The organism is Paenibacillus sp. Marseille-Q7038 (assembly GCF_965111595.1).
The window spans coordinates 2,688,444-2,707,905 of the sequence record NZ_CBCOOM010000001.1 but is presented as its reverse complement, the minus strand read 5'-3'; the positions used below and the strand labels follow the sequence as shown (position 1 = coordinate 2,707,905).

General features: G+C 41.8%; 16 protein-coding genes and 2 tRNA genes. 17 read left to right on the top strand and 1 reads right to left on the bottom strand.

Annotation, left to right across the window (positions count from 1 at the left end):
* From ACWPWY_RS12925 to ACWPWY_RS12880, 10 genes are all read left to right on the top strand, one after another.
* Window positions 1-855, top strand: a complete 855-nt coding sequence (locus ACWPWY_RS12925) for an ABC transporter ATP-binding protein (protein WP_454192052.1) — start codon at window positions 1-3, stop codon at window positions 853-855.
* Between the two features lie 22 nt (window positions 856-877).
* Entirely contained in the window at window positions 878-2,347 is a 1,470-nt protein-coding gene (locus ACWPWY_RS12920) for an ABC transporter substrate-binding protein (RefSeq protein WP_454192051.1), read from the top strand.
* 26 nt (window positions 2,348-2,373) lie between these two features.
* Window positions 2,374-2,502: a hypothetical protein gene (locus ACWPWY_RS12915; protein WP_454192050.1), complete on the top strand. Its 129-nt coding sequence runs from the start codon at window positions 2,374-2,376 to the stop codon at window positions 2,500-2,502.
* Between the two features lie 178 nt (window positions 2,503-2,680).
* Window positions 2,681-2,845: a hypothetical protein gene (locus tag ACWPWY_RS12910; RefSeq protein WP_454192049.1), complete on the top strand. Its 165-nt coding sequence runs from the start codon at window positions 2,681-2,683 to the stop codon at window positions 2,843-2,845.
* A 68-nt stretch (window positions 2,846-2,913) separates the two neighbouring features.
* Window positions 2,914-2,987: transfer RNA gene (locus ACWPWY_RS12905), tRNA-Met, on the top strand.
* Window positions 2,988-3,043: 56 nt separating this feature from the next.
* Window positions 3,044-3,117 (top strand) — tRNA-Ile (locus ACWPWY_RS12900).
* A 160-nt stretch (window positions 3,118-3,277) separates the two neighbouring features.
* Entirely contained in the window at window positions 3,278-4,006 is a 729-nt protein-coding gene (locus ACWPWY_RS12895) for a restriction endonuclease (protein ID WP_454192048.1), read from the top strand.
* Between the two features lie 67 nt (window positions 4,007-4,073).
* Entirely contained in the window at window positions 4,074-4,658 is a 585-nt protein-coding gene (locus ACWPWY_RS12890) for a PulJ/GspJ family protein (protein WP_454192047.1), read from the top strand.
* Window positions 4,639-5,199 carry a pilus assembly FimT family protein gene (locus ACWPWY_RS12885; protein WP_454192046.1) on the top strand — a complete coding sequence of 187 codons (561 nt, stop codon included), beginning with the start codon at window positions 4,639-4,641 and terminating at the stop codon, window positions 5,197-5,199. The genes ACWPWY_RS12890 and ACWPWY_RS12885 overlap by 20 nt, the downstream gene beginning before the upstream one ends.
* A gap of 12 nt (window positions 5,200-5,211) precedes the next feature.
* Window positions 5,212-6,942, top strand: a complete 1,731-nt coding sequence (locus ACWPWY_RS12880; RefSeq protein ID WP_454192045.1) for a hypothetical protein — start codon at window positions 5,212-5,214, stop codon at window positions 6,940-6,942.
* Between the two features lie 86 nt (window positions 6,943-7,028).
* Here the strand turns inward: ACWPWY_RS12880 and ACWPWY_RS12875 are convergent, their stop codons facing one another.
* Complete coding sequence (locus ACWPWY_RS12875) at window positions 7,029-11,606, bottom strand: DUF5057 domain-containing protein (protein ID WP_454192044.1); 4,578 nt, start codon at window positions 11,604-11,606, stop codon at window positions 7,029-7,031.
* Window positions 11,607-11,957: 351 nt separating this feature from the next.
* Here ACWPWY_RS12875 and ACWPWY_RS12870 point away from each other — a divergent pair, with 351 nt between their 5' ends.
* From ACWPWY_RS12870 to ACWPWY_RS12840, 7 genes are all read left to right on the top strand, one after another.
* Complete coding sequence (locus ACWPWY_RS12870) at window positions 11,958-13,625, top strand: GspE/PulE family protein (protein WP_454192043.1); 1,668 nt, start codon at window positions 11,958-11,960, stop codon at window positions 13,623-13,625.
* 15 nt (window positions 13,626-13,640) lie between these two features.
* On the top strand, window positions 13,641-14,687 hold the full coding sequence (locus tag ACWPWY_RS12865) for a type IV pilus twitching motility protein PilT (protein ID WP_454192042.1): 1,047 nt from the start codon (window positions 13,641-13,643) through the stop codon (window positions 14,685-14,687).
* Window positions 14,684-15,889 (top strand): type II secretion system F family protein, encoded by a 1,206-nt coding sequence (locus tag ACWPWY_RS12860; protein WP_454192041.1) that lies wholly within the window; start codon window positions 14,684-14,686, stop codon window positions 15,887-15,889. The genes ACWPWY_RS12865 and ACWPWY_RS12860 overlap by 4 nt, the downstream gene beginning before the upstream one ends.
* Window positions 15,890-15,931: 42 nt before the next feature.
* Complete coding sequence (locus tag ACWPWY_RS12855) at window positions 15,932-16,378, top strand: prepilin-type N-terminal cleavage/methylation domain-containing protein (RefSeq protein ID WP_454192040.1); 447 nt, start codon at window positions 15,932-15,934, stop codon at window positions 16,376-16,378.
* A 132-nt stretch (window positions 16,379-16,510) separates the two neighbouring features.
* On the top strand, window positions 16,511-17,260 hold the full coding sequence (locus tag ACWPWY_RS12850; protein ID WP_454192039.1) for a prepilin peptidase: 750 nt from the start codon (window positions 16,511-16,513) through the stop codon (window positions 17,258-17,260).
* Window positions 17,261-17,272: 12 nt separating this feature from the next.
* The gene (pilM, locus tag ACWPWY_RS12845) at window positions 17,273-18,832 is read left to right on the top strand and encodes a pilus assembly protein PilM (protein WP_454192038.1); all 1,560 of its coding nucleotides are present in this window, start codon (window positions 17,273-17,275) and stop codon (window positions 18,830-18,832) included.
* A complete protein-coding gene (locus tag ACWPWY_RS12840) occupies window positions 18,813-19,403 on the top strand; it encodes a hypothetical protein (RefSeq protein ID WP_454192037.1) in 591 nt (196 codons plus the stop codon). The genes pilM and ACWPWY_RS12840 overlap by 20 nt, the downstream gene beginning before the upstream one ends.
* The last annotated feature ends 59 nt before the right edge of the window (window positions 19,404-19,462 follow it).

Below are 19,462 nucleotides of genomic sequence, written 5' to 3'. Positions count from 1 at the left end.
ATGATCCACTGTGAAGGTCTGGTCAAAATTTATAAATCAAGTGAAGTGGAAGTCGTTGCCCTGCAAGGACTCAACCTCACGGTTGAGGACGGAGAAATGATGGCGATCATTGGGAACAGCGGAAGTGGGAAATCTACGCTTTTAAATATTTTAGGCGGGCTAGATCGCCCTTCTGCAGGAACTGCTGTCGTTGGTGATTGGGATCTGCTTAAGATGACAGAACCTCAGCTCGTCGAATATAAACGTCATACGGTCGGATTTATATGGCAGAACAACGGTCGCAACTTACTTCCTTATATGACGGCGCTTGAGAATGTGGAGACACCGATGATGCTTGGCGGTAAATATGATCGTGGATATGCTAAACAGCTGCTAGAGTGGGTAGGTCTTAAAGATCGTATGCATTCAAGACTTTATCAACTATCTGGCGGGGAACAGCAGAGGGTGGCGATCGCGATCTCCTTATCTAATAAGCCAAAGCTGCTGCTTGCGGATGAACCTACCGGTTCGGTAGACAGCGAGACTAGTGACCGTATTATGGATATATTCCGTAAAATGAACCGGGAACTAGGGATTAGTATTGTCATTGTTACACATGATCTAGAGCTTGCGAATAAAGTGGACCGGATTGTTGCTATTCGAGATGGACTGACGAGTACCGAGTTTGTGAAACGAAATGATAGTCTCGATACGGAGCGCGTTCCAGGCAGTAAAGAGGTGCATGAGGCGTTTGTTATCATTGATCGTGCTGGAAGGCTTCAGGTACCAAGAGAGTACTTAGAAGCACTATCCATCAGTGAGCGGGCTACGCTCGAATTTGATGGGGAGCGCATCGTCATTACGCAACCGAAGTAACCATAGAGAGGGAGATTTTCTAATGAAAAAGAGGTCTTTGTTAGCTCGTCCTGTTGTGACATTGCTTACTTGTATGACACTGGTTGCACCGGCGATTGCGGGCTGTACAGCATCCGAACCATCACAGGAGCAGGAGCGAGTATTACGAGTAGGGACGCTATATGGAAGTAGTGATGATTCCTATTTCCGTCAGCAGTATACGGATGTGTTTGAAGTGCTAAACGACAATATAACGATTGAGATTGTACCAGCCATTGATCAGAGCGAGTATCAGTACTATGATTACACCCAAAAGGAACAACCGGAACAGCCGGATCAACTTGAATCAGTGAAGAAGATGTTGACCGGGGATAATCCAGTAGACGTTATTATAGGCGATGTAAGTACAATGAGGTCTTTGATCCAAGAAAATATGTTGAAGCAGCTAGATCCTCTCATTGCCGAAGATAAATTTGATACAAGTGATATTGTACCAACCGTACTGGACGGAATTAAAGATATAGGTGATAACAGTATTTATGCGTTAACTCCGACATTCTCTTCTTCTGCTTTATTTTATAACAAGGCAATCTTTCAAAAAGCAGGCGTAGAACCGCCGGTTGATGGATCCACGTGGGATGACATTTTTGACAAAGCGCGCCGTGTTACGAGTGGAGAGGGGAAAGACCAAATTTTTGGCGTATCCTTAAATCAATGGGCAAGTGACGCTTTCTATGATGCGCAGACCTATGCAGCCCCTCTTCAATTGCGTACTTATGATGAAAAGGCGGAAAAAATGACAGTGGATAATGATTCATGGGAAAAGGTGTGGACCACTATTTCCAAGCTTGCTCGTGACAAAGTTCTTGCAGGGCAAGAGGCAATGAATAATAGTTCGTCATCACCTGAGGAATTTAATCCATTCCAAGGTAACTTGTTTATGGAAGGCCGTGCGGCGATGGTGATAGCTGATTATGGTTATGTTACCCGTTTAATTAGTGACAATAAGTATGCAGAGAAGAACGAGAAGTTTGACCCTATTGAATGGGATGTCGTGACTCCGCCCGTTCATCAAGAGAAACCTGGCGTTGGCGGCAATATCTATCTCAGCAATTTAATGGCCATTAACAGCAGTGCTCAGAATCCAGATGATGCATGGGAATTCATTAAATTCTTAAACGGTGAAGAATGGGCAAAGATAAGAGCCAGAAGCAGTTACGAACTTGTGTCTCGTAAGAGTTACATTAAGCCAAAAGAAGGGTTGGATTATAACATCGGGGCTTTCTATGCACTAAAACCAATTCCACCGGTTAATTTAAATCAGAATCAGCTGTATCAAAAAATGCCAAATCTATGGCAAGTCGATCAAGTAGGACAGAAATATTTCAAACAAGTACTGGATAACAAAAAGACACCAAAAGAAGCATTGGCAGAATGGCAAAAAGAAGGGAACGAAATGTTGCTTAAACTGCAAAAAGATCCAAAAGCATCTTTTGAAGATAAATTGCAGTAGGGGGCATCTAGGAGAGAGTACGTATTATGAAATGGGTCCGAAAGTTGCTGATTTGGCTATTATGGACTGCACTGATCGTATTATTCCTTTATTATCTCGTTTCATTGATGGTGATCGTATTGTTAGCAATTGCAGAATTTAAAGGACCTTCATAGACGGGCAGAAGCATATTATTGGTGGGTATGTATAAATGCTTGATCCGTAACTCTGAGTAGCAGCGATTTAGCTTCTGCTCAGAGTTTTTTATGGAGAGAAAGGGTTACTTTATACAAAAGAGGGGTATCCTGCTAAAGTAGCTTTAAAATAGAGTAGAGTTAAAGGAAGATGACTCGGTTGAACTGGATCTATTATGCTAGACTATATGTCTCAAAGTTCCAGGCAGGATGCCTGGCTAAACGGATGGAGCAAGACGGATGGATTTACGGTCATGACGATCCTAAACAGGTTGAAGTTTATCAATCTCGTAAAGGCAGATATGGAGTTCGATTTATTCCGTAAAAAGGCCTTGACATTTCTATTGCACATCGTGTATATTATTAGAAGTCGCTGTTTTGATTAATTAATGACGCGGGGTGGAGCAGCTCGGTAGCTCGTCGGGCTCATAACCCGAAGGTCGCAGGTTCAAATCCTGCCCCCGCAATTGAAGTACCTACAGCGCTTCATCAACAATTACTCGATGTGTAATTGAAATGATCAGGGCCCTTAGCTCAGTTGGTTAGAGCGGTCGGCTCATAACCGATTGGTCGGGGGTTCGAGTCCCTCAGGGCCCATTATGAAGGAAAAACCCTCTTGCAGACATGCAAGAGGGTTTTTCCTTTTTTTATTTCAATACGGTGCAAATGATTTTAATTAAACATGTCTTAAGTAGCAGGAATTTAGTCCTATATATCGAATATATATCTAGATTTAAGAAAGATGGAGGATTTCAAAATGGCCAGGCGTAAAAGCAAAGCAAAACAACGGGAGGAACTTATCCAATCGACCTTTCTTTTTGTATTATTAGTAACCGGGTTTGGTACGTTAGCGCTGACAAAATCAGTTAATTTATCTATCATGGTATGCCTAATTTCTGTAGGAGTTGTTATTGCTGTTTTAATTAGTAACAAGAATCAAAGAACCAAACGGCTCAAACACTCAGGAATAGAGGATATTGATCAGTTGGATGGGATTCAATTTGAGAAATATCTAAGTCATTTGTTTACCGCACATGGTTACAAGACTCAAGTTACGAAAGCAGCCGGAGATTATGGGGCTGATCTGATCTTGGAGAAGGCAGGAAGTAAAATTGTTGTACAAGCCAAGCGTTACAGTAATATCAAAGCGGTACAAGAAGCTCAGGCTGCTATTGCTCATTACGGGGCTACAGAGGCTTGGGTAGTAACGAGCAGTGATTATACCGAGGCTGCACGTAACCTTGCAAGTTCGAATCGAGTAAAATTCATTAACCGAGATACTTTAATAGAGATGATCCTAGTAATGAAGAACAAGGGTAAGCCGATACCCGAGCCTAGTGAAGTGATTATTGATGCTCAAACAAAACAATTCACGTGCCCCAAGTGTGGGAATCTCCTAGTACTACGAAGCAGTTCAAGAGGTCCTTTTTATGGGTGTAGCAGTTTTCCGAAATGTCGATACATAAAGAAGAATGAAGCAGTGTGAATAATTCATTACATAATCTCCCTGTAAGGCGAAAACAGATAGCTAAAGATCGTGAGGGATATATGCCTTGAAAGCACAAATTCAGAAAGAGCAGGGGTTCACATTGGTGGAAGTACTTGCAGCTACCATTATTTTGTCTATTGTTTCTCTAGTTGTTGTTTCCTATTTTATGAACGCACATTCCTATGCCAAATCGAATCAGAACAAGACAGTCATGGTGAATTTAGCGCGGAACGCCTTGGTTTATTTGGAAAAGCAGGATTTTACGAAGATGAAGGAGTACTTCACAGCAGATAAAGAAGTATCGCCGATTATAAAAGGGAGTTCCTGCATCCAGGTGGCGAAGTGTGAGTATAATTCTTTATTCGTGAATGCTCACTCTCTTCCAGAGGTACTGAATCCGAAGGTGAATAATGTGCAATATGAGCTTGTTATTTCGTATCAGTCGAAGCTTCATCAGCAATTAAAGGATGGTACTACACTTAAGAGTTTGGATGTCCACATTGGTATAGATTCTGCGCAAGGCCGTGAAACGTCAGCGAGTTATTTACTGCCAGTGAAAGTTACCGTTACTGGACCTGGGGGACCAAGAGGACATAGAAGCGAAGCCGTAGTGGAGGGTTATATTACAGATGAAAAAATCAGAAGATAACCTGCATCAGGATGCGGGTTTTACCCTTGTTGAATTAATCGCGTCTATTACGATTTTTACGATCCTAGTTGGACTGATCTCGGTTATTACGTTCTCTGGATTCCGTGAGTATAACCGCATTACTACCGATAATGCGCTGCGGGATGAGGGGGATCTCATCATGTCGTCCATTATGACGGAATTATATACCTTTGCTCCGGAATCTATCGAAAATAGTAAGGAAGGTATCATTCTTAGCAGAGAACAAGCAGGTAACCAGGAACATCGAGAAATTGCTATACGAGAAGGAAGTCTAGTGATAGGAGAATATACATCTACAACCGCTTTGGCTGAAGAGGAAGAATACATATCTAGCACAGCTACTACTTCAATACAAGCCGCACTTGATCAATCCATCATTGTGGCAAAAACGGCAGATGAAAGGCTTTGTCAGAATGATGCTTACTGTGAGAGTGGGCTTATCTATATCAAACTGGTACTGCAAAGACAGGAGAATGATCGTGATTATTCGCTTGAACTAGAGAGTAAATTTGGATTTTAGGAGAACAAGCACATGTCTGATTTTAATAAAAAAGCTCGTTTCTTTTCATTACGAGTAAAGAAAATTGTAGTGAAAGCTTCTTCTGCTGAACATGGTTCTGCGCTTGTGCTCGTTATGTTTATTGCCTTGCTGCTTACTATCCTCGGGGCTGCTGTATTAAGTGCCGCAGTCGGAGGTGCTCAGCGGGCAGAAACTCGGGAAAATGATGTACAAAGTTTACATCTGGCTGAGAAAACACTAGAAGAAGTTATCGCGGGTATGACTTCTAACTTGCAGTTGATTGTCACGGATAGTATAAACAGCACTCAAGGAGAACTAGAACAAAAAATAGATCTCTATTTATCTGGTTTAAAGAATGGATCTTATAAAGACCTTATGACCAGTACAGAGCTGACAAATGCAACAGGTAAGCTGCTTCAACTGGATTATGAGAAAATAAGTTATCAACATCAGGCAACAGCCTATAATGTGACGTTGACCGTAGAGGCAGAGGTAAATGGAGTTCAGCGTGAACTCACGCAAGATATTACGTATGATACTTATCCTGATTTTCTGAAATATACATTAGGTTCAGAAAGCAATTTGACTATTAATGGTTCTCCTTATATTCAAGGAAATATTTATGCAGGGAATGAACTAAGGATTGGGGATAAGGCGGAGTACTATTATCAGTCTGAGAATATACATACGTTGTATTCAGCTCCTTTTCAGCTGGATGGAGAAGCGCATATCCAATCACTTAGACAGGTCTTATACACTTTGAACGACTCTACGAAAAGTGCCGAAGAATGGCTTGGCGAAAAATCGAGTAGTGAATTCATTATCCCGGAGAAACAACTACGTGTTAAAAATCATCGCAAATTCGTACAGCTGAACGTAAGAGAGTCCTTTGTAGATAAAGTTATAGAGTCTTTAAAAGACTCAGCAATTGACAGACCACTTATTCGAAATCACATGAATAATCATACGTTAGGTGAGTTTCTGCGGAACTATCCTATGGCTTATGATGCGCCAGATGAAATCCCGATAAAACCGGGTGTTCCTGAACAATCAGATAAACCAGAAGATCAGAATGCCTGGGCTTATTACAAAAGCCAAATCGAACGTTTTACAAAACCGGAGAAGTCTTTTATCTACCGCGGCGATCTAACCTATGATGGCGTAGAACTAATAGGAATTCAATACGGGTCCAAAAGTAATAAGTGGTTTGTTGTAGACGGAGATTTAACGATTAATAATTATAAGGACACGCCTATATTGATTCAGGCGAATATGCTTGTTACAGGAAAATTGCAGATTAGAGGTAATGTTCAGCTTGATTCAACCATATTCGTCCTAGGACCATCAGGAGGAAAGGAATACGCAACTCTGGTGGAGGATGCAACGATCAGCGGTTCTGGGGTAGTGATGTCGGAAGGTGCGGTACTTATTAACCGGCTGGATGCTTTTCAGAGTAATACGGAAGTAATACAGGCTTTCTTCTATACTGATTCAACAGCAGAGCTCTATGGGGTAGGTTCGATCCTTTCTTTAAGCGGCGGCTTCTTTGCCAAAGGAGATCTTACGGTCAATGCAGTGCGTGGAGAGACGTCTGCAGGGAATGGAGTTATTCAAATAACGCCCGGGACCGATCTGATTCGGTTCTCGGCCAAATATAATGAGGAAGTCTACCGGCAGCAGCAACAGGGTCTTCCTAGGGTGAATCAGATGAGTGTCCAAGTGGGGGCAATCAAATTAAATTAGAATAACATATTTGTAAATAAGCGAAAAAATAACCCGTGCAGGGAGTGAATAAGGTTCTCTCCCTGCACGGGTTATTTTGTTTTAGTTTAGTATCGATCATCGCTGACCTTTGCATTAACTTTTACGGTGCCTTTGGCTGTAACTGTATTCTGTCCAGCTTGGGGACTGTCGTAAGTAACGGTAATCGTCGCGAAGCCTTTTTTTATTCCAGTGACAATACCCATTTCATTTATCGAAACAACAGAAGGAGCACTGCTGGACCAAGTCAGTCTGTCTTTTAGTAGATAGGGATCAAAATCAATTGGGAAAGCTGTTAGTTTATTCAGCAACAAATTTTCAGAACCCCCAATATCAAGTGTGGTATCTGATAAATGCAGACCTTCGAGTCTCGGATTAATGCTCACCCATTTAACAGCAGTTAATGGAGGAGATCCTTCGTCATCACTTAGTGAGAGTTTTACTTCAACCTTATCTTTTGATTTGACTCCCCTTAGGATCGCGCTTCTTCCATCATCTGAAGGGGTTAGCGTAGCGTATGTTTTGTCATCCCCCGTTAAGGACCATATAAAATGCTTTACATCTGGGTTATGGGGATTAGTACCAGCATGGAGAGTTATTGGATCTCCAACCATTACTTGGCTTGGTCCATCAATGAAAATCTCATTGATACGCTCGCTAATTGTGATCGTGTGTTCGCTTGATAGAAAACCATTTGGAAACTGATCTGTCAAGGCAGTGACCATGATGGTGACAGTTCCCTTATTTATCGCTGAGATATCGATTTTACTTTGGTCATTTAGATTCGGATGTAAGGCAACCTTATCGGAATTACTCTGTCCGTTAGCGGTTTTTACCTCCCACCGATAACCGGTTACATTTTCGCTAGCTGTGATATAGATCGCTTCAAGAGAGAATATTTCTTTTGTTTTTGCTGTAGTAGGTCCAAGAATAGTTAAACTTCGGTTGATAACCTTGATAGTTACAATTGCAGTCACACCGCTTCCGTCTATAGCAGAAACTTCTAGTTTTGCGATCCCGCCCTTCAGACCACGAACGACTCCCTCATTAGAAACTGTAGCTATATCAGGATTCAGACTTCTCCACTGCAGCAATTTATTATCTGCATCTTCTGGAAGTACAGTTGGCGTGATCTTATGCTCCGTATCGACTAGAATCGTTATACCTTCGGCCTCAATTTTCTCTACTTTGACCACAGCTTTGAGTAACAAGGTCGGGAACAAAGAAGTGACCCGTGTAGTGGGTTCTAATGACTCCGATGGATCTGACGGTTCTGGTAGTGCTGGTATTTCTGGTTCGGTTGATGGCAAATCAATGTTGCCTTGAAACGGGCTTGTCTGGATCGAATAACCACTGTCGTGTGCCATATTACGTACGATAACGGTACCAAAGACATTACCCTTAAGTTCATAATTGGCTTTTGGAGCTAGAATAGAACCAAACACATCAATTGATGTTGTTGAAACCGAAGAAGCGTTGTAAAAGTTATACAATACATGATTTGATTCGACATTCATGAGTTTAAGTCCGCCGCTCATAGTTGCTGATGAACCGTCTACATTCATAATCACAGTAGAGCCGGCAGGAGCAGAAATACAAGTGGAACTGGATGTAGCTAACAATTTCTTTGTTACATGAAAAATATTTACTGTCTCATCTTTTCCATATAATATGAGCTGACACTTGGAAAAATCTTCACCAGGAACATTGGAAAAATCTTCACTATATACCTTGGGTTCAGCTGTAGCTGGAAGTTTCGACAACTGCTCTGATAAGGAGAGAAGGCGCCGATTTAGATTATCAGCGGATAAATTAACTTCTTTTACAGTCTGGTAATTATGGTATTGTGGAGTATTTAGTGTTGTACCGTATGCTACTTTACCATACTTTACAGAACCATTTCCAAGATTTAGTGACTTTAGAGCAATGATAGAATAGGTTGAATTGGCGACCTCTTCTAATTTTTCGCCGATGCTAAAACTACCTAAAGTAATATTACCTCCCGCAATAACCCTTCCATGAAAAGAGAACTCAGAATTCTGAACATCATTCAATGCATACAAGGAGAGATCAGCCGGGAGTCCAAGCGGTGATAAAGGACCCATGTCTGGGAAAAGCCCAGATATATCCCTGTTTTTTTGTTGCCCATTTTCCTCTTCTAACTGTACTGCTGCACGAAGATCATCATATTCTAGCTGGGACTGATCCAGTAAATACACCCCTTTGCTTAGAGGTCTGACTGTTATGGTATAAGTTACGGGTTCCTGAGTCTTTGGAACATACATCTTAACTCCGTTCTGATCTTTGAGTTCATAGAAAACATCTCCAAGTGGTAAACGAAGCTGATAACCCGAAGATGTGTCCCCAACCGTTATTGCACCATCAGGTGTATTATCGATGTCCAGCTGAGCAGGAAACGTTTCTGAATACTCCAGATTGGATAAAACCAACTTCTCTATGCCTTGTATGCCTTTATCCACCTCACTGTATGGAATGGATTTGGGTGTAATTTGATAGGTGATGCTCACGGGTTCATTTTTCTTAAGTTCATTGTTAATGATATGATCGGAAAGATGGCGTGTCGTTTCGAGCATCACTGATTTTTTTTCAAAGTGTAATACAAGGGATTGAACAGCTTTTGCTCCTTGTTTATCCTCAGCTGTAATTTCGATCTCCAGTATTCCTCCCTCGGGGAGCGGGTTCTTGAACGTCTGTGTAATCGTCTGTCCGGTGGTAACGGGTTTATTACTTACTGACATATCAGGTAAGGCAACGCCATCCGTTTTAAACTGGATACTGGTCAAAATATTTCGATCTTTAAAGTCCCAGTCGTCCACCGTATAACTAACTGAAAAATCCTTTTGGTACGATGGTCTGCTGCTATTATTTTCTGGTGATAAAATTGTGATTTCAGGAGCATGGTTTGCCCCTGCAAAAGCACGGTACATGGTATTTACAAACAATTTTTGTTCCCAGACGGGAAACTGAGCAGAGAGGTTACTCTGGAAAATATGCCCTGTACCTGAATAGGTGATATTTCCTTTGGAATAGGTATAGTAATGATTCCAACTGTCACTTGTATCTCGGCTGCCTCCTGAAATATTGTACCAAGGCACAACAGAGTCATCTTCAAGATCAAGTGTAAAATACTGGTTATGTGTAGTAGCTACGCGGTATAACGGCTTATTTACCGAATCATCTGTCTTATCCAGTTGGAATGGATAATCCGTAAGCAACCCGCTGTTTACCGCAGCAACAGTAATAGACTTATTTGGACCATTCAGACCTAAATTTGTCTCTGGTTTTATTTGTCCCGTCATCTTCTGAAATTTGTTTACCCACTCCGCTGTACTTGCATAGATCGTGTCATGTGTAAACATAATGCTTTGTTTTGTTTTTTCGCCAAATTCTACAACACCATCCGCTGCTAATGAACTGATATCTGCTTTCGTATTATAGATGTCAGCAAATCCAAAGATCAGCATGTCATATGTTCCGTTTAATCCATACCCTTGTTTGGAATTATAATTTGTTTGTATATAATCGTTGAACTCGGGCATTGTTTTCGTTTGAATATCGAGTTCATAATCTTCGTTTTTCAAAAAGCTTTGATTCATATTTTCTGTATATAACAGACTGCTCGTCCGGACAGATTCTTTGGTAGGAAGGACCTGTAGAACAGAGACCTGGGTCTTTTTACCGCGAAACCGAATGGTACCTGTATCATAATCTTTGAGCTGATTGGGATTCAGCTGATCAATAATTTCGAGCTTCCAGTAGAGCAAACCAGAATAAGTCTTAGGAAGTTTGTAAGTGATTTTCCCGGTTGGACCTGCTTCTAATGTGGTGGTTGCTACGATCTGTTCTTTGCTGAGCTTTGAAGATTTATCAACCGTTAAATATAGATTCGCAGTTATGGGCTGCTTTGCAAAATCTTGCCGATTGGACACTTCAAACTCGAAATTCAATACATCTCCAATGTTATAAATGTGACTCGGGTTCACTTGGTAATCAATAATAGAGTCTTTATTCGTTATTTGTAGTCTAGGTCTTTGTTTGAGCTTTGATAAATAAGGTGAGCTACCTTCATTAAGTGCTGTTAGAAACTGTGCAGAGGAGTCATTGTCTACAAATATAACATTCGGCTGAGCGGCCGTAGATCGGTATGTATTAAAATAGTTATACAGATTTCCTGGTTTTCCCCCTTGCTGCTCATTAAAGGGCTGCGTATGTAAAAAAACATATAATCCTCTATTAATATAGTTATCTATTATTTCCTTTGCCTTCAATTTGGTTATATCGTTCATCACTGTTTTTGTATCATGGTCATTCCCTTGAACAGGTTTGGTGCTATACACCCCGGAGCCGATATAGATTGCATCGTATAAACCATCAAGCTCATTTCGTAATGATACGAATTTTTTCATGCTCATTGTTTCAATGGTCATCCCTATTTTTTCTTTATTAAGAGAAGATAGGTCGGTTGTCCCGGAATCGGTTATTTCGAGCAGTCGAATTTTGTAGGCAGATGAATTCGCTTCTGCTGTAGTAAGAAAGTCCCTGATTTGCATTGTAGAAAAACAAGCGATACATAATAGGAATAGAAATAAACCGAACATTCTATTCTTCTGAATATATTCCTTCATAATCATAAACTCCCCTTCATTCATTGGAAAAAGACTGATGCATCATAGAAATAACCCCTTATTTCCTCATCCCCATGTCTATTATTCAATCGTTGTAAACTCAAATATCATGTTTCTGAATACATTGTTTCAGGAATTTCGACATTGTAAATATTTCCAAACTATGATATATATCATTCTAGGACAAATTACATATCTTATCAATATGTTAGTAGGTTTAAAGTAGTAATAATATGGTGTAATAGAGAAATGTATTTGGGATCGAGTGAGTAATTAGACTTGTTTCCACAGTAAAGTGATGATTTTCATTGTTATTCAGTATAAAAGCTAGAGTACTCGAGGTGATCTGTTATGTCTGTTATTAAAAAAAGGCTGGGGGATTTGCTGGTCGAGAACGGAATTATCTCACAGCAACAATTACAAGAAGCACTTGTAAAGCAGCGGGATTTAAAAATGAAGCTTGGGGATTTACTTATCTCCCATGGTTACATTACAGAACAGCAGCTGATCGAAGTATTGGAATTCCAACTAGGTATCCCTCATGTCAGTCTATTCAAATATCATATTGATCCTGCAATCACCCAGATTATTCCCGAAAGTATGGCCAAACGTCATCAAGTACTGCCTTTTATGAAAGAAGGCGGGAAGCTCATGGTGGCTATGGTCGATCCACTTGATTATTTCGCGATTGAAGATTTGCGGATGACGACGGGGTTTCGAATTGAACCCGCTATCTCGACACGGGATGAATTGCAACGAGCGATTGCGAGGCACTATGGACTTCGGGACTCCATGAGTCAAATGATGGTGGAACTTCCCACGCAGGAAGAGTTTCAAGAAACAGAGATAACGGACGAAGCTTCTCCCATTGTCAGACTCGTCAATCAAATGATCCAGCAAGCTGTGCAGTTAAGAGCCTCGGATATTCATATGGACCCGAGTGAAGATTACTTAGCAATCAGATACCGTATTGACGGGACACTGCGAACAGAACGTCAGGTTCCCAAACAGATGCAAGGATATATTACGGCAAGAATCAAAATCATGGCAGAGCTTAATATAGCGGAGCGAAGATTACCTCAAGACGGACGGATGAAAATACAGCTGGATTATCGAATGATCGATATTCGGGTATCCACACTTCCGACTATGCATGGGGAGAAGATCGTGCTTCGTCTTTTAGACCAATCATCAGGTGTAGAATCACTTGATCAACTGGGTTTTAGTGAAATGAATAGTGAGTTATTCAGGCAGATGATTGAACGTCCATACGGAATCCTGCTTATTACGGGACCGACAGGCAGCGGTAAGACGACGACTCTTTATTCAGCTTTGAATCATCTGAACAAAGAAGACGTCAACATTATTACTATTGAGGATCCAGTGGAATATCAGCTTGAAGGTATTAATCAGGTGAATGTGAACTCAGGGGTAGGACTTACTTTTGCTGCGGGTCTTCGTTCTATCTTGAGGCAAGATCCTAATGTGGTTATGGTCGGTGAAATTCGGGACACAGAGACGGCAGAAATCGCAGTTAGGGCCTCGTTAACCGGACATCTTGTATTATCAACGCTTCATACAAACGATGCGATAAGTACCATCATGCGGTTACGAGATATGGGCACTGAACCTTATCTGATTGCTTCTTCCTTGCTAGGAGTCGTCGCTCAGCGTCTTGTTCGAAAGATCTGTACAGAGTGCAGAGAAGCGTATGTTCCTTCTGTACAAGAATCGATTATTTTGCAAAACCATGGGATTAAGGCGGACAAATTATATGCCGGTAAAGGCTGTGGATACTGTAATAACACCGGTTACCGTGGGCGCGTAGCGATTCATGAAGTTCTGAAGATTGATGATGCGCTTGCTTCCCTAATTGCTTCCTCCGCATCCGTAGAAGAAGTACGTTACATGGCTCAGCAGAAAGGGCTTGTTCACTTAATGACGGACGGCCTTATGAAAGTAGGAAGCGGAATTACGACGATTCAAGAGATCATGAGAGAGTCTGTTTCACATAGCTAGGAGGAACAAGAGGAAATGCACAATCGTAGTATCAATCAACTGCTCAGTATAGCTTATGAATCGGGTGCCTCTGATCTTCATATATCGCTTGATTCTCCTCCTGTCCTGCGTATAGATGGATTACTGAAACCCGTGGAGGGTGAGGTTGTTTCAACAGAAGAGGCATGGGAAATGGCAGAAACCCTTCTTGGCGGTAAAGGATATGAAGAATTTCAAGAACGGGGAGAACTGGATTTTGCTTATGCACTCGAGGATGGACAACGATTTCGCATCAATGTTTACAAACAGCGTGGTGAAGTTAGTATTGCGGCGCGTCTCATCTCTTCACAAGTAAAAGAGCTTGACGAACTTGGTTTACCCTCGGTAGTGCGCGCTATGGCTGAGAAATCACAGGGTCTCATTCTAGTAACAGGGAGAGCGGGAAGTGGTAAATCTTCTACGCTCGCTTCCATTATCGATCATATTAATCGCAATGAACGGAAGCATGTTATTACGCTAGAAGATCCGATTGAGTACATACATACGAAAGGGTCGAGTCTTGTTGAACAGAGAGAAGTAGGAACAGATACGATGAGCTTTGCGAGTGGTCTACGAGCAGCGCTCCGTCAAGATCCAGACGTTATTTTAGTAGGAGAAATGAGAGACTTAGAGACAATAACGGCAGCGGTAACTGCAGCAGAAACAGGACATTTAGTTCTATCTACACTTCATACTACGGATGCGTCGCAGACGATTGATCGGATCATAGATGCATTTCCAGGACACCAGCAAGCTCAGATTCGCGCACAGTTATCCGCTGTTCTTGTTGCTGTCATATCACAGCGTCTATTTCCAAAGGCCGAGGGAAAAGGCCGGGTATGCGCTGCTGAAGTGATGATTAATACGCCCGCCGTAGCCAATCTCGTTCGCAGTGATAAAACTCATCAGATCAAAAGTGTGATGCAAACGTCAAAAGCATTTGGCATGCAGACCATGGAAATGGCTGTACGTGATCTTGTCAAAGAAGGAAAAGTACTTGATTCGAGTGCGAGGTCATATATGGCAGAGGTGAGTTCTGGATGAAACAATTTGAATATGTAGTTAAGACAAACCGTGGGAAACAACTCCGCGGCAAACTTGGTGCTACAGATAAAAAGACGGCAATGGAAGAACTTCGTAAACGAGATGTGACGGTATTTTCGCTAGAGGAAACGAAGCAGACTATTTTACAAATGGATATCTACATCGGTAATCCGGTAAAGCCGATCCATTTTATTATCTATTGCAGACAGTTTGCCACTTTGATTCGGGCGGGTGTGTCTATTGTCGATGCCAATCAGATTCTTACGGAACAGACGGAGAGCAAACCGCTGAAAAAAGCATTGTTTGATGTAAATTCGAGTCTGCTAAGAGGGGTATCGTTCTCTCAAGCCGTGCAGAATCATAAGCGGATATTTCCACCTTTATTTGTCAGTATGATTCGGGCGGGTGAAGAAGCGGGTGATTTGGAAGGGACACTTGACCGGCTTGCACTCTATTACGAGAAACAGCACAGTACAACCGAGAAGATCAAATCTGCACTCACTTATCCACTTACGGTTGGGATTATGGCGATTGCAGCCGTTGTATATTTACTGTGGGCGATTGTTCCTCAGTTTGTCACGATGTTCGAGTCTATGGATGTGGAGCTTCCGATAATAACACAGATGGTTCTTATGCTCAGTAACAGCATACAGCGTCAGTGGTACTTCTGGTTACTGGGCGTTCTACTGATGATTATACTTTACCAGGTATGTAAGCGTACCGAGCGAGGGGCTTATCTGCTGGATTACCTTAAACTGAAGGTGCCTGTATTCGGCAAGTTAAATCAAAAAGGTTCCATTGCTCAGTTCACAAGGACATTAGCTTCCTTATATGCAAGTTCCGTGCCAGTATTGCAGGCTTTGACTATTGTCGAAGATATCTCAGGGAATAAAGTCATTGGAAAATACATTCGAAGCGCAGCGGATTCACTACGTCAGGGAAAACCTTTATCCGAACCGTTAAAGAAAGCTTGGGTATTTCCGCCACTCGTTACACAGATGATTGCGATTGGAGAAGAGACAGGGTCACTGGATCAAATGCTGGAAAAGGTAGCTGATTTTTACGAGATGGATGTAGAAAACACAGTAGATCGCATGAAGTCTTTGTTGGAACCCCTGCTTATCGCTTTTTTAGCGGGTGTTGTAGGAATTATTGTAGCGTCAATTATGCTGCCGATGTTCAGCATCTACGGCAATATGTAGATTTTTTATAAAAAATAATGAGAGTGTGGAAGGGGATTTACCATGTTAGAACAAGCACTGAAAGCAAGAAAAGCAAGACTCGCCGATGAGAAAGGTTTCACGTTGATTGAGTTGCTCGCTGTTATCGTTATTTTGGCTATTATCGCGGTTATTGCTATTCCGCTGATTGGTAATATCATTGATAATTCGAAGGAAGATGGGGACCTCGCTACTGCGCGTCAAATTCATGATGCAGCAAGATTGTATATTATTGGAGAGAAGAATGGAGAATTTAAGGGTAAGACAGTCAAACTAGGTGAGCTACAGACAGGTAAATATATTGAAGAAAACATTGTATTGCCTAGCTCAAAAGTAAAGCTGGATAAAGAAAGCACAGAAGTTAGTTTCGGTGCTGATAGCAGTTTAGAGAATGTAATTCTCGGTACTTCGGGTGCATCTCCCATTACCTACAAAGCTTCTGTAGTTCTTGGTGAAAAACCAGAGGAATAAGTGCTGTGAATTTTTACTATATGAAAGTGACGATATTTAATATCGAGTTCAGTCTCGCCCCCCCCTACAGGAACCACGGGCAACATCCCTGGTTCCTGTTTCAAATTTAATGTGGAAAGTGAACCAATTCCTATGACCCTTTTTATTGCGATATACGTATCAGTTCTTGGTCTCGTATTAGGCTCCTTCTTTAATGTAGTTGCATTACGAGTACCTGTCGGAAAATCAATTATTAACCCGCCTTCTTGCTGTGGTCATTGCGGAACAAGGCTGCAGGCAGTCGATCTGATACCTGTTGTCAGTTATCTCATTTCCCGTGGAAAATGCAGATATTGCGGTGATTCCTTATCCGTCCTATATCCAGCGGGTGAAGCACTTACGGGCTTACTCTATTTATGGATTATCTTGCGCTTTGGTCTTACGTCTGAGGGGATGATTGGCCTTCTGCTTGTTAGTCTGACTGTTATTGTTAGTCTATCTGATCTCAAATATATGAAAATTCCAAACAAAGTTTTGCTTTTCTTTGCGCCAGTACTATTACTGGGAGTTTCACTCTTTCCTAGCCATCCTTGGTGGGAGCATGTACTTGGCGGCCTGCTTGGAGGGGGCATCATCCTGCTATTTGCTTTACGAGGCGGAATGGGGATGGGGGACGTGAAATTGTTTGCTTTATGCGGATTCGTTCTCGGTGTTCCCGAGTTGATCCTAGCTTTTCTGATTGCCTGTTTACTAGGAACGGTCATTGGAGGAGGGTTGATGCTGATCGGACGAGTATCACGCAATCAGCCCATACCTTTTGGTCCATGGCTGATGATCGGAACATTAATCTCTTATGGCTATGGCTCCCGAATTATTCAGGGATACCTTTCACTTATTTTTTAGGAGGATATAACTATGCTGGGCAGAACGCAGAAATTAACCGGTCTTTCCATTGAACAATCCGGTATTCGCTATGTCCGTCTTGCGAACAAAACAAAAGACATAGAGAAACAATTTTTTCTTCCTTTTGAACCGGGTGTGATGGAAGAGAATCAAATTCGTGACCGAGAATCCCTATGTACACAACTAAAAACAGCAGTCACAGATGAGAGGTTAAAAGGGACGGAAGTTTTCTTGTCTGTTCCGCCTTCACAGATGGTGATACGTAAACTCTCTGTGCCAACCACAAATGGGAAACAGTTACAACAACTCATTCAATTAGAAGTAGAAACCGGACTACATCTGCCTTTTGAACATCCAGTCTATGATTCTATGGTGACAAGTACCGGAGATGAAGAGACGGAAATACTTGTTTTCGCAACGCCGCGTGAAGTGATTCAAATGTATGTAGATGTGGTGGAAGAAGCGGGATTAAAAGTAGCTGGCGTTGAAATTTCGGGAACCGCACTCTCCCGGCTGATTACCTTAGGCACGGTTAGAGAGCTTGGAGAGACAATGCTTATTCAGCTCGAGGCTTCTTATATAGATGTATATATGTTTCGTGAAGGTCACTTGGTATTCATGCGTACTTTGAGTTTATATGATCTCACTGGTGACGGAGGGGAGATCTCTTCCTTAAAACTAGATGAAATTTCTGCTGAAATTGCTCGTATGCTTAACTTTTATCAATATAGTCTTCATGATGGCGAAGCACGTATAGAGGAAATTATCGTAACAGGGCAGGATCAATACAGACGAAAATTAGTTCTTGAGCTTAATATTTCCCTTCCAGAGATTCTTGTTACAGAAGAAGCGTTCCTTCGGACGGACACACAAGTACCTGCGGATGTAGATTATAACAATTACCGATTAGCGGCGGGTGCTGCCCTCAAACCTATCGGAGGTTATAACATTGATCTTTTTCCACGGGAAGATAAAGAAGCACTCTACTTTCCTTACGTTGCTATGATTTTAGTTGGGATCTTGATTATAGGAGTAGCAGCTACAGGGAGTTTTTATATTGTGAATCAAGGGAAAATAAGTAATCAGGAACAGCGCCTCACCGCACTTCAAGAACAGAGACAAAGTATAGAGGATGAACTTCGGTTAGTAAGCGTATCCGGTCTTAGTCCATCAGAGCGTAAAGAAGCAATACATCAGATAAGGGAGTATCGAGATAGTCCGGTTTCTATGCTAAAAGAACTGGAGCATCATCTGCCGGAGCGTGCGTCACTCAGAAATGTTGGATATACATATGGTTCAGTTATGGAAATAACATTACATACACCGCAGATGGAACAAGCTTCTGAATATCTGACTTCACTAAGAGAGATGTCTTTCGTTAAGGAAGCAATGATTGCTAATCTGGCTAGACGTGAAACGAATCGTTCAGGTGCAGTTCAAGAGAATGGACAGTACACGGCTGTATATCAGATTTCTTTAAATAGAGAAGTGCAGTCATCTGAAGAACCCGTAGCAAGTGGTTCCATGTCGGAAAATCAGGAGGAGATGATCGATGATGGAACGGATAAATAAGTATAGATCTGTCATCGTACTTACTTTGCTTCTTGGTTTTGTTCTCGTGTTTGCTTTTTATTGGTTAGGTCTCTCACCCTCCATCGACAAGTTGGATGAACAGAGTCAGGAGCTAGTTCAGATCGAAGGAGAGAAACAGCTGCTGCAAAACAAGCTGGACGAGATGAAAGGAAATGTGGAGGGACAGGACTCCATAGATCCAGAATGGGACGTGCTGCCGCAAAATGACATGGCAGATCAGTTAATATTAGATATCCGTGCTGTTACCGCACGATCGGAAGCTACGCTCAAAGCGATTGATTTTAATCTTACCCAATCTAATGAACTCCACCTTATGCTTAATGAAGAAGAGACGGTGTATCCTCATATTCACGAAATAAAGATGAATGCAGATCTGGAGGGCACCTTATTACAAATTGAAAGCTGGATGAAAGAATTGGAATCCCTTCCGAGACTCATGAAGGTAGATTCATTTGCTTTACAGCACCGAAGCGAGTCGGGCAGTATGGCAGATCCTATTTTGACTGCTACTTTAGTGTTTACTAGCTATTACGAATCCGTCCCGAAGTAAAAGGAATGAATAACGCCCGCCTAATCTTCAGTAGTAGAAGAATGGCGGGCGTTTTCATG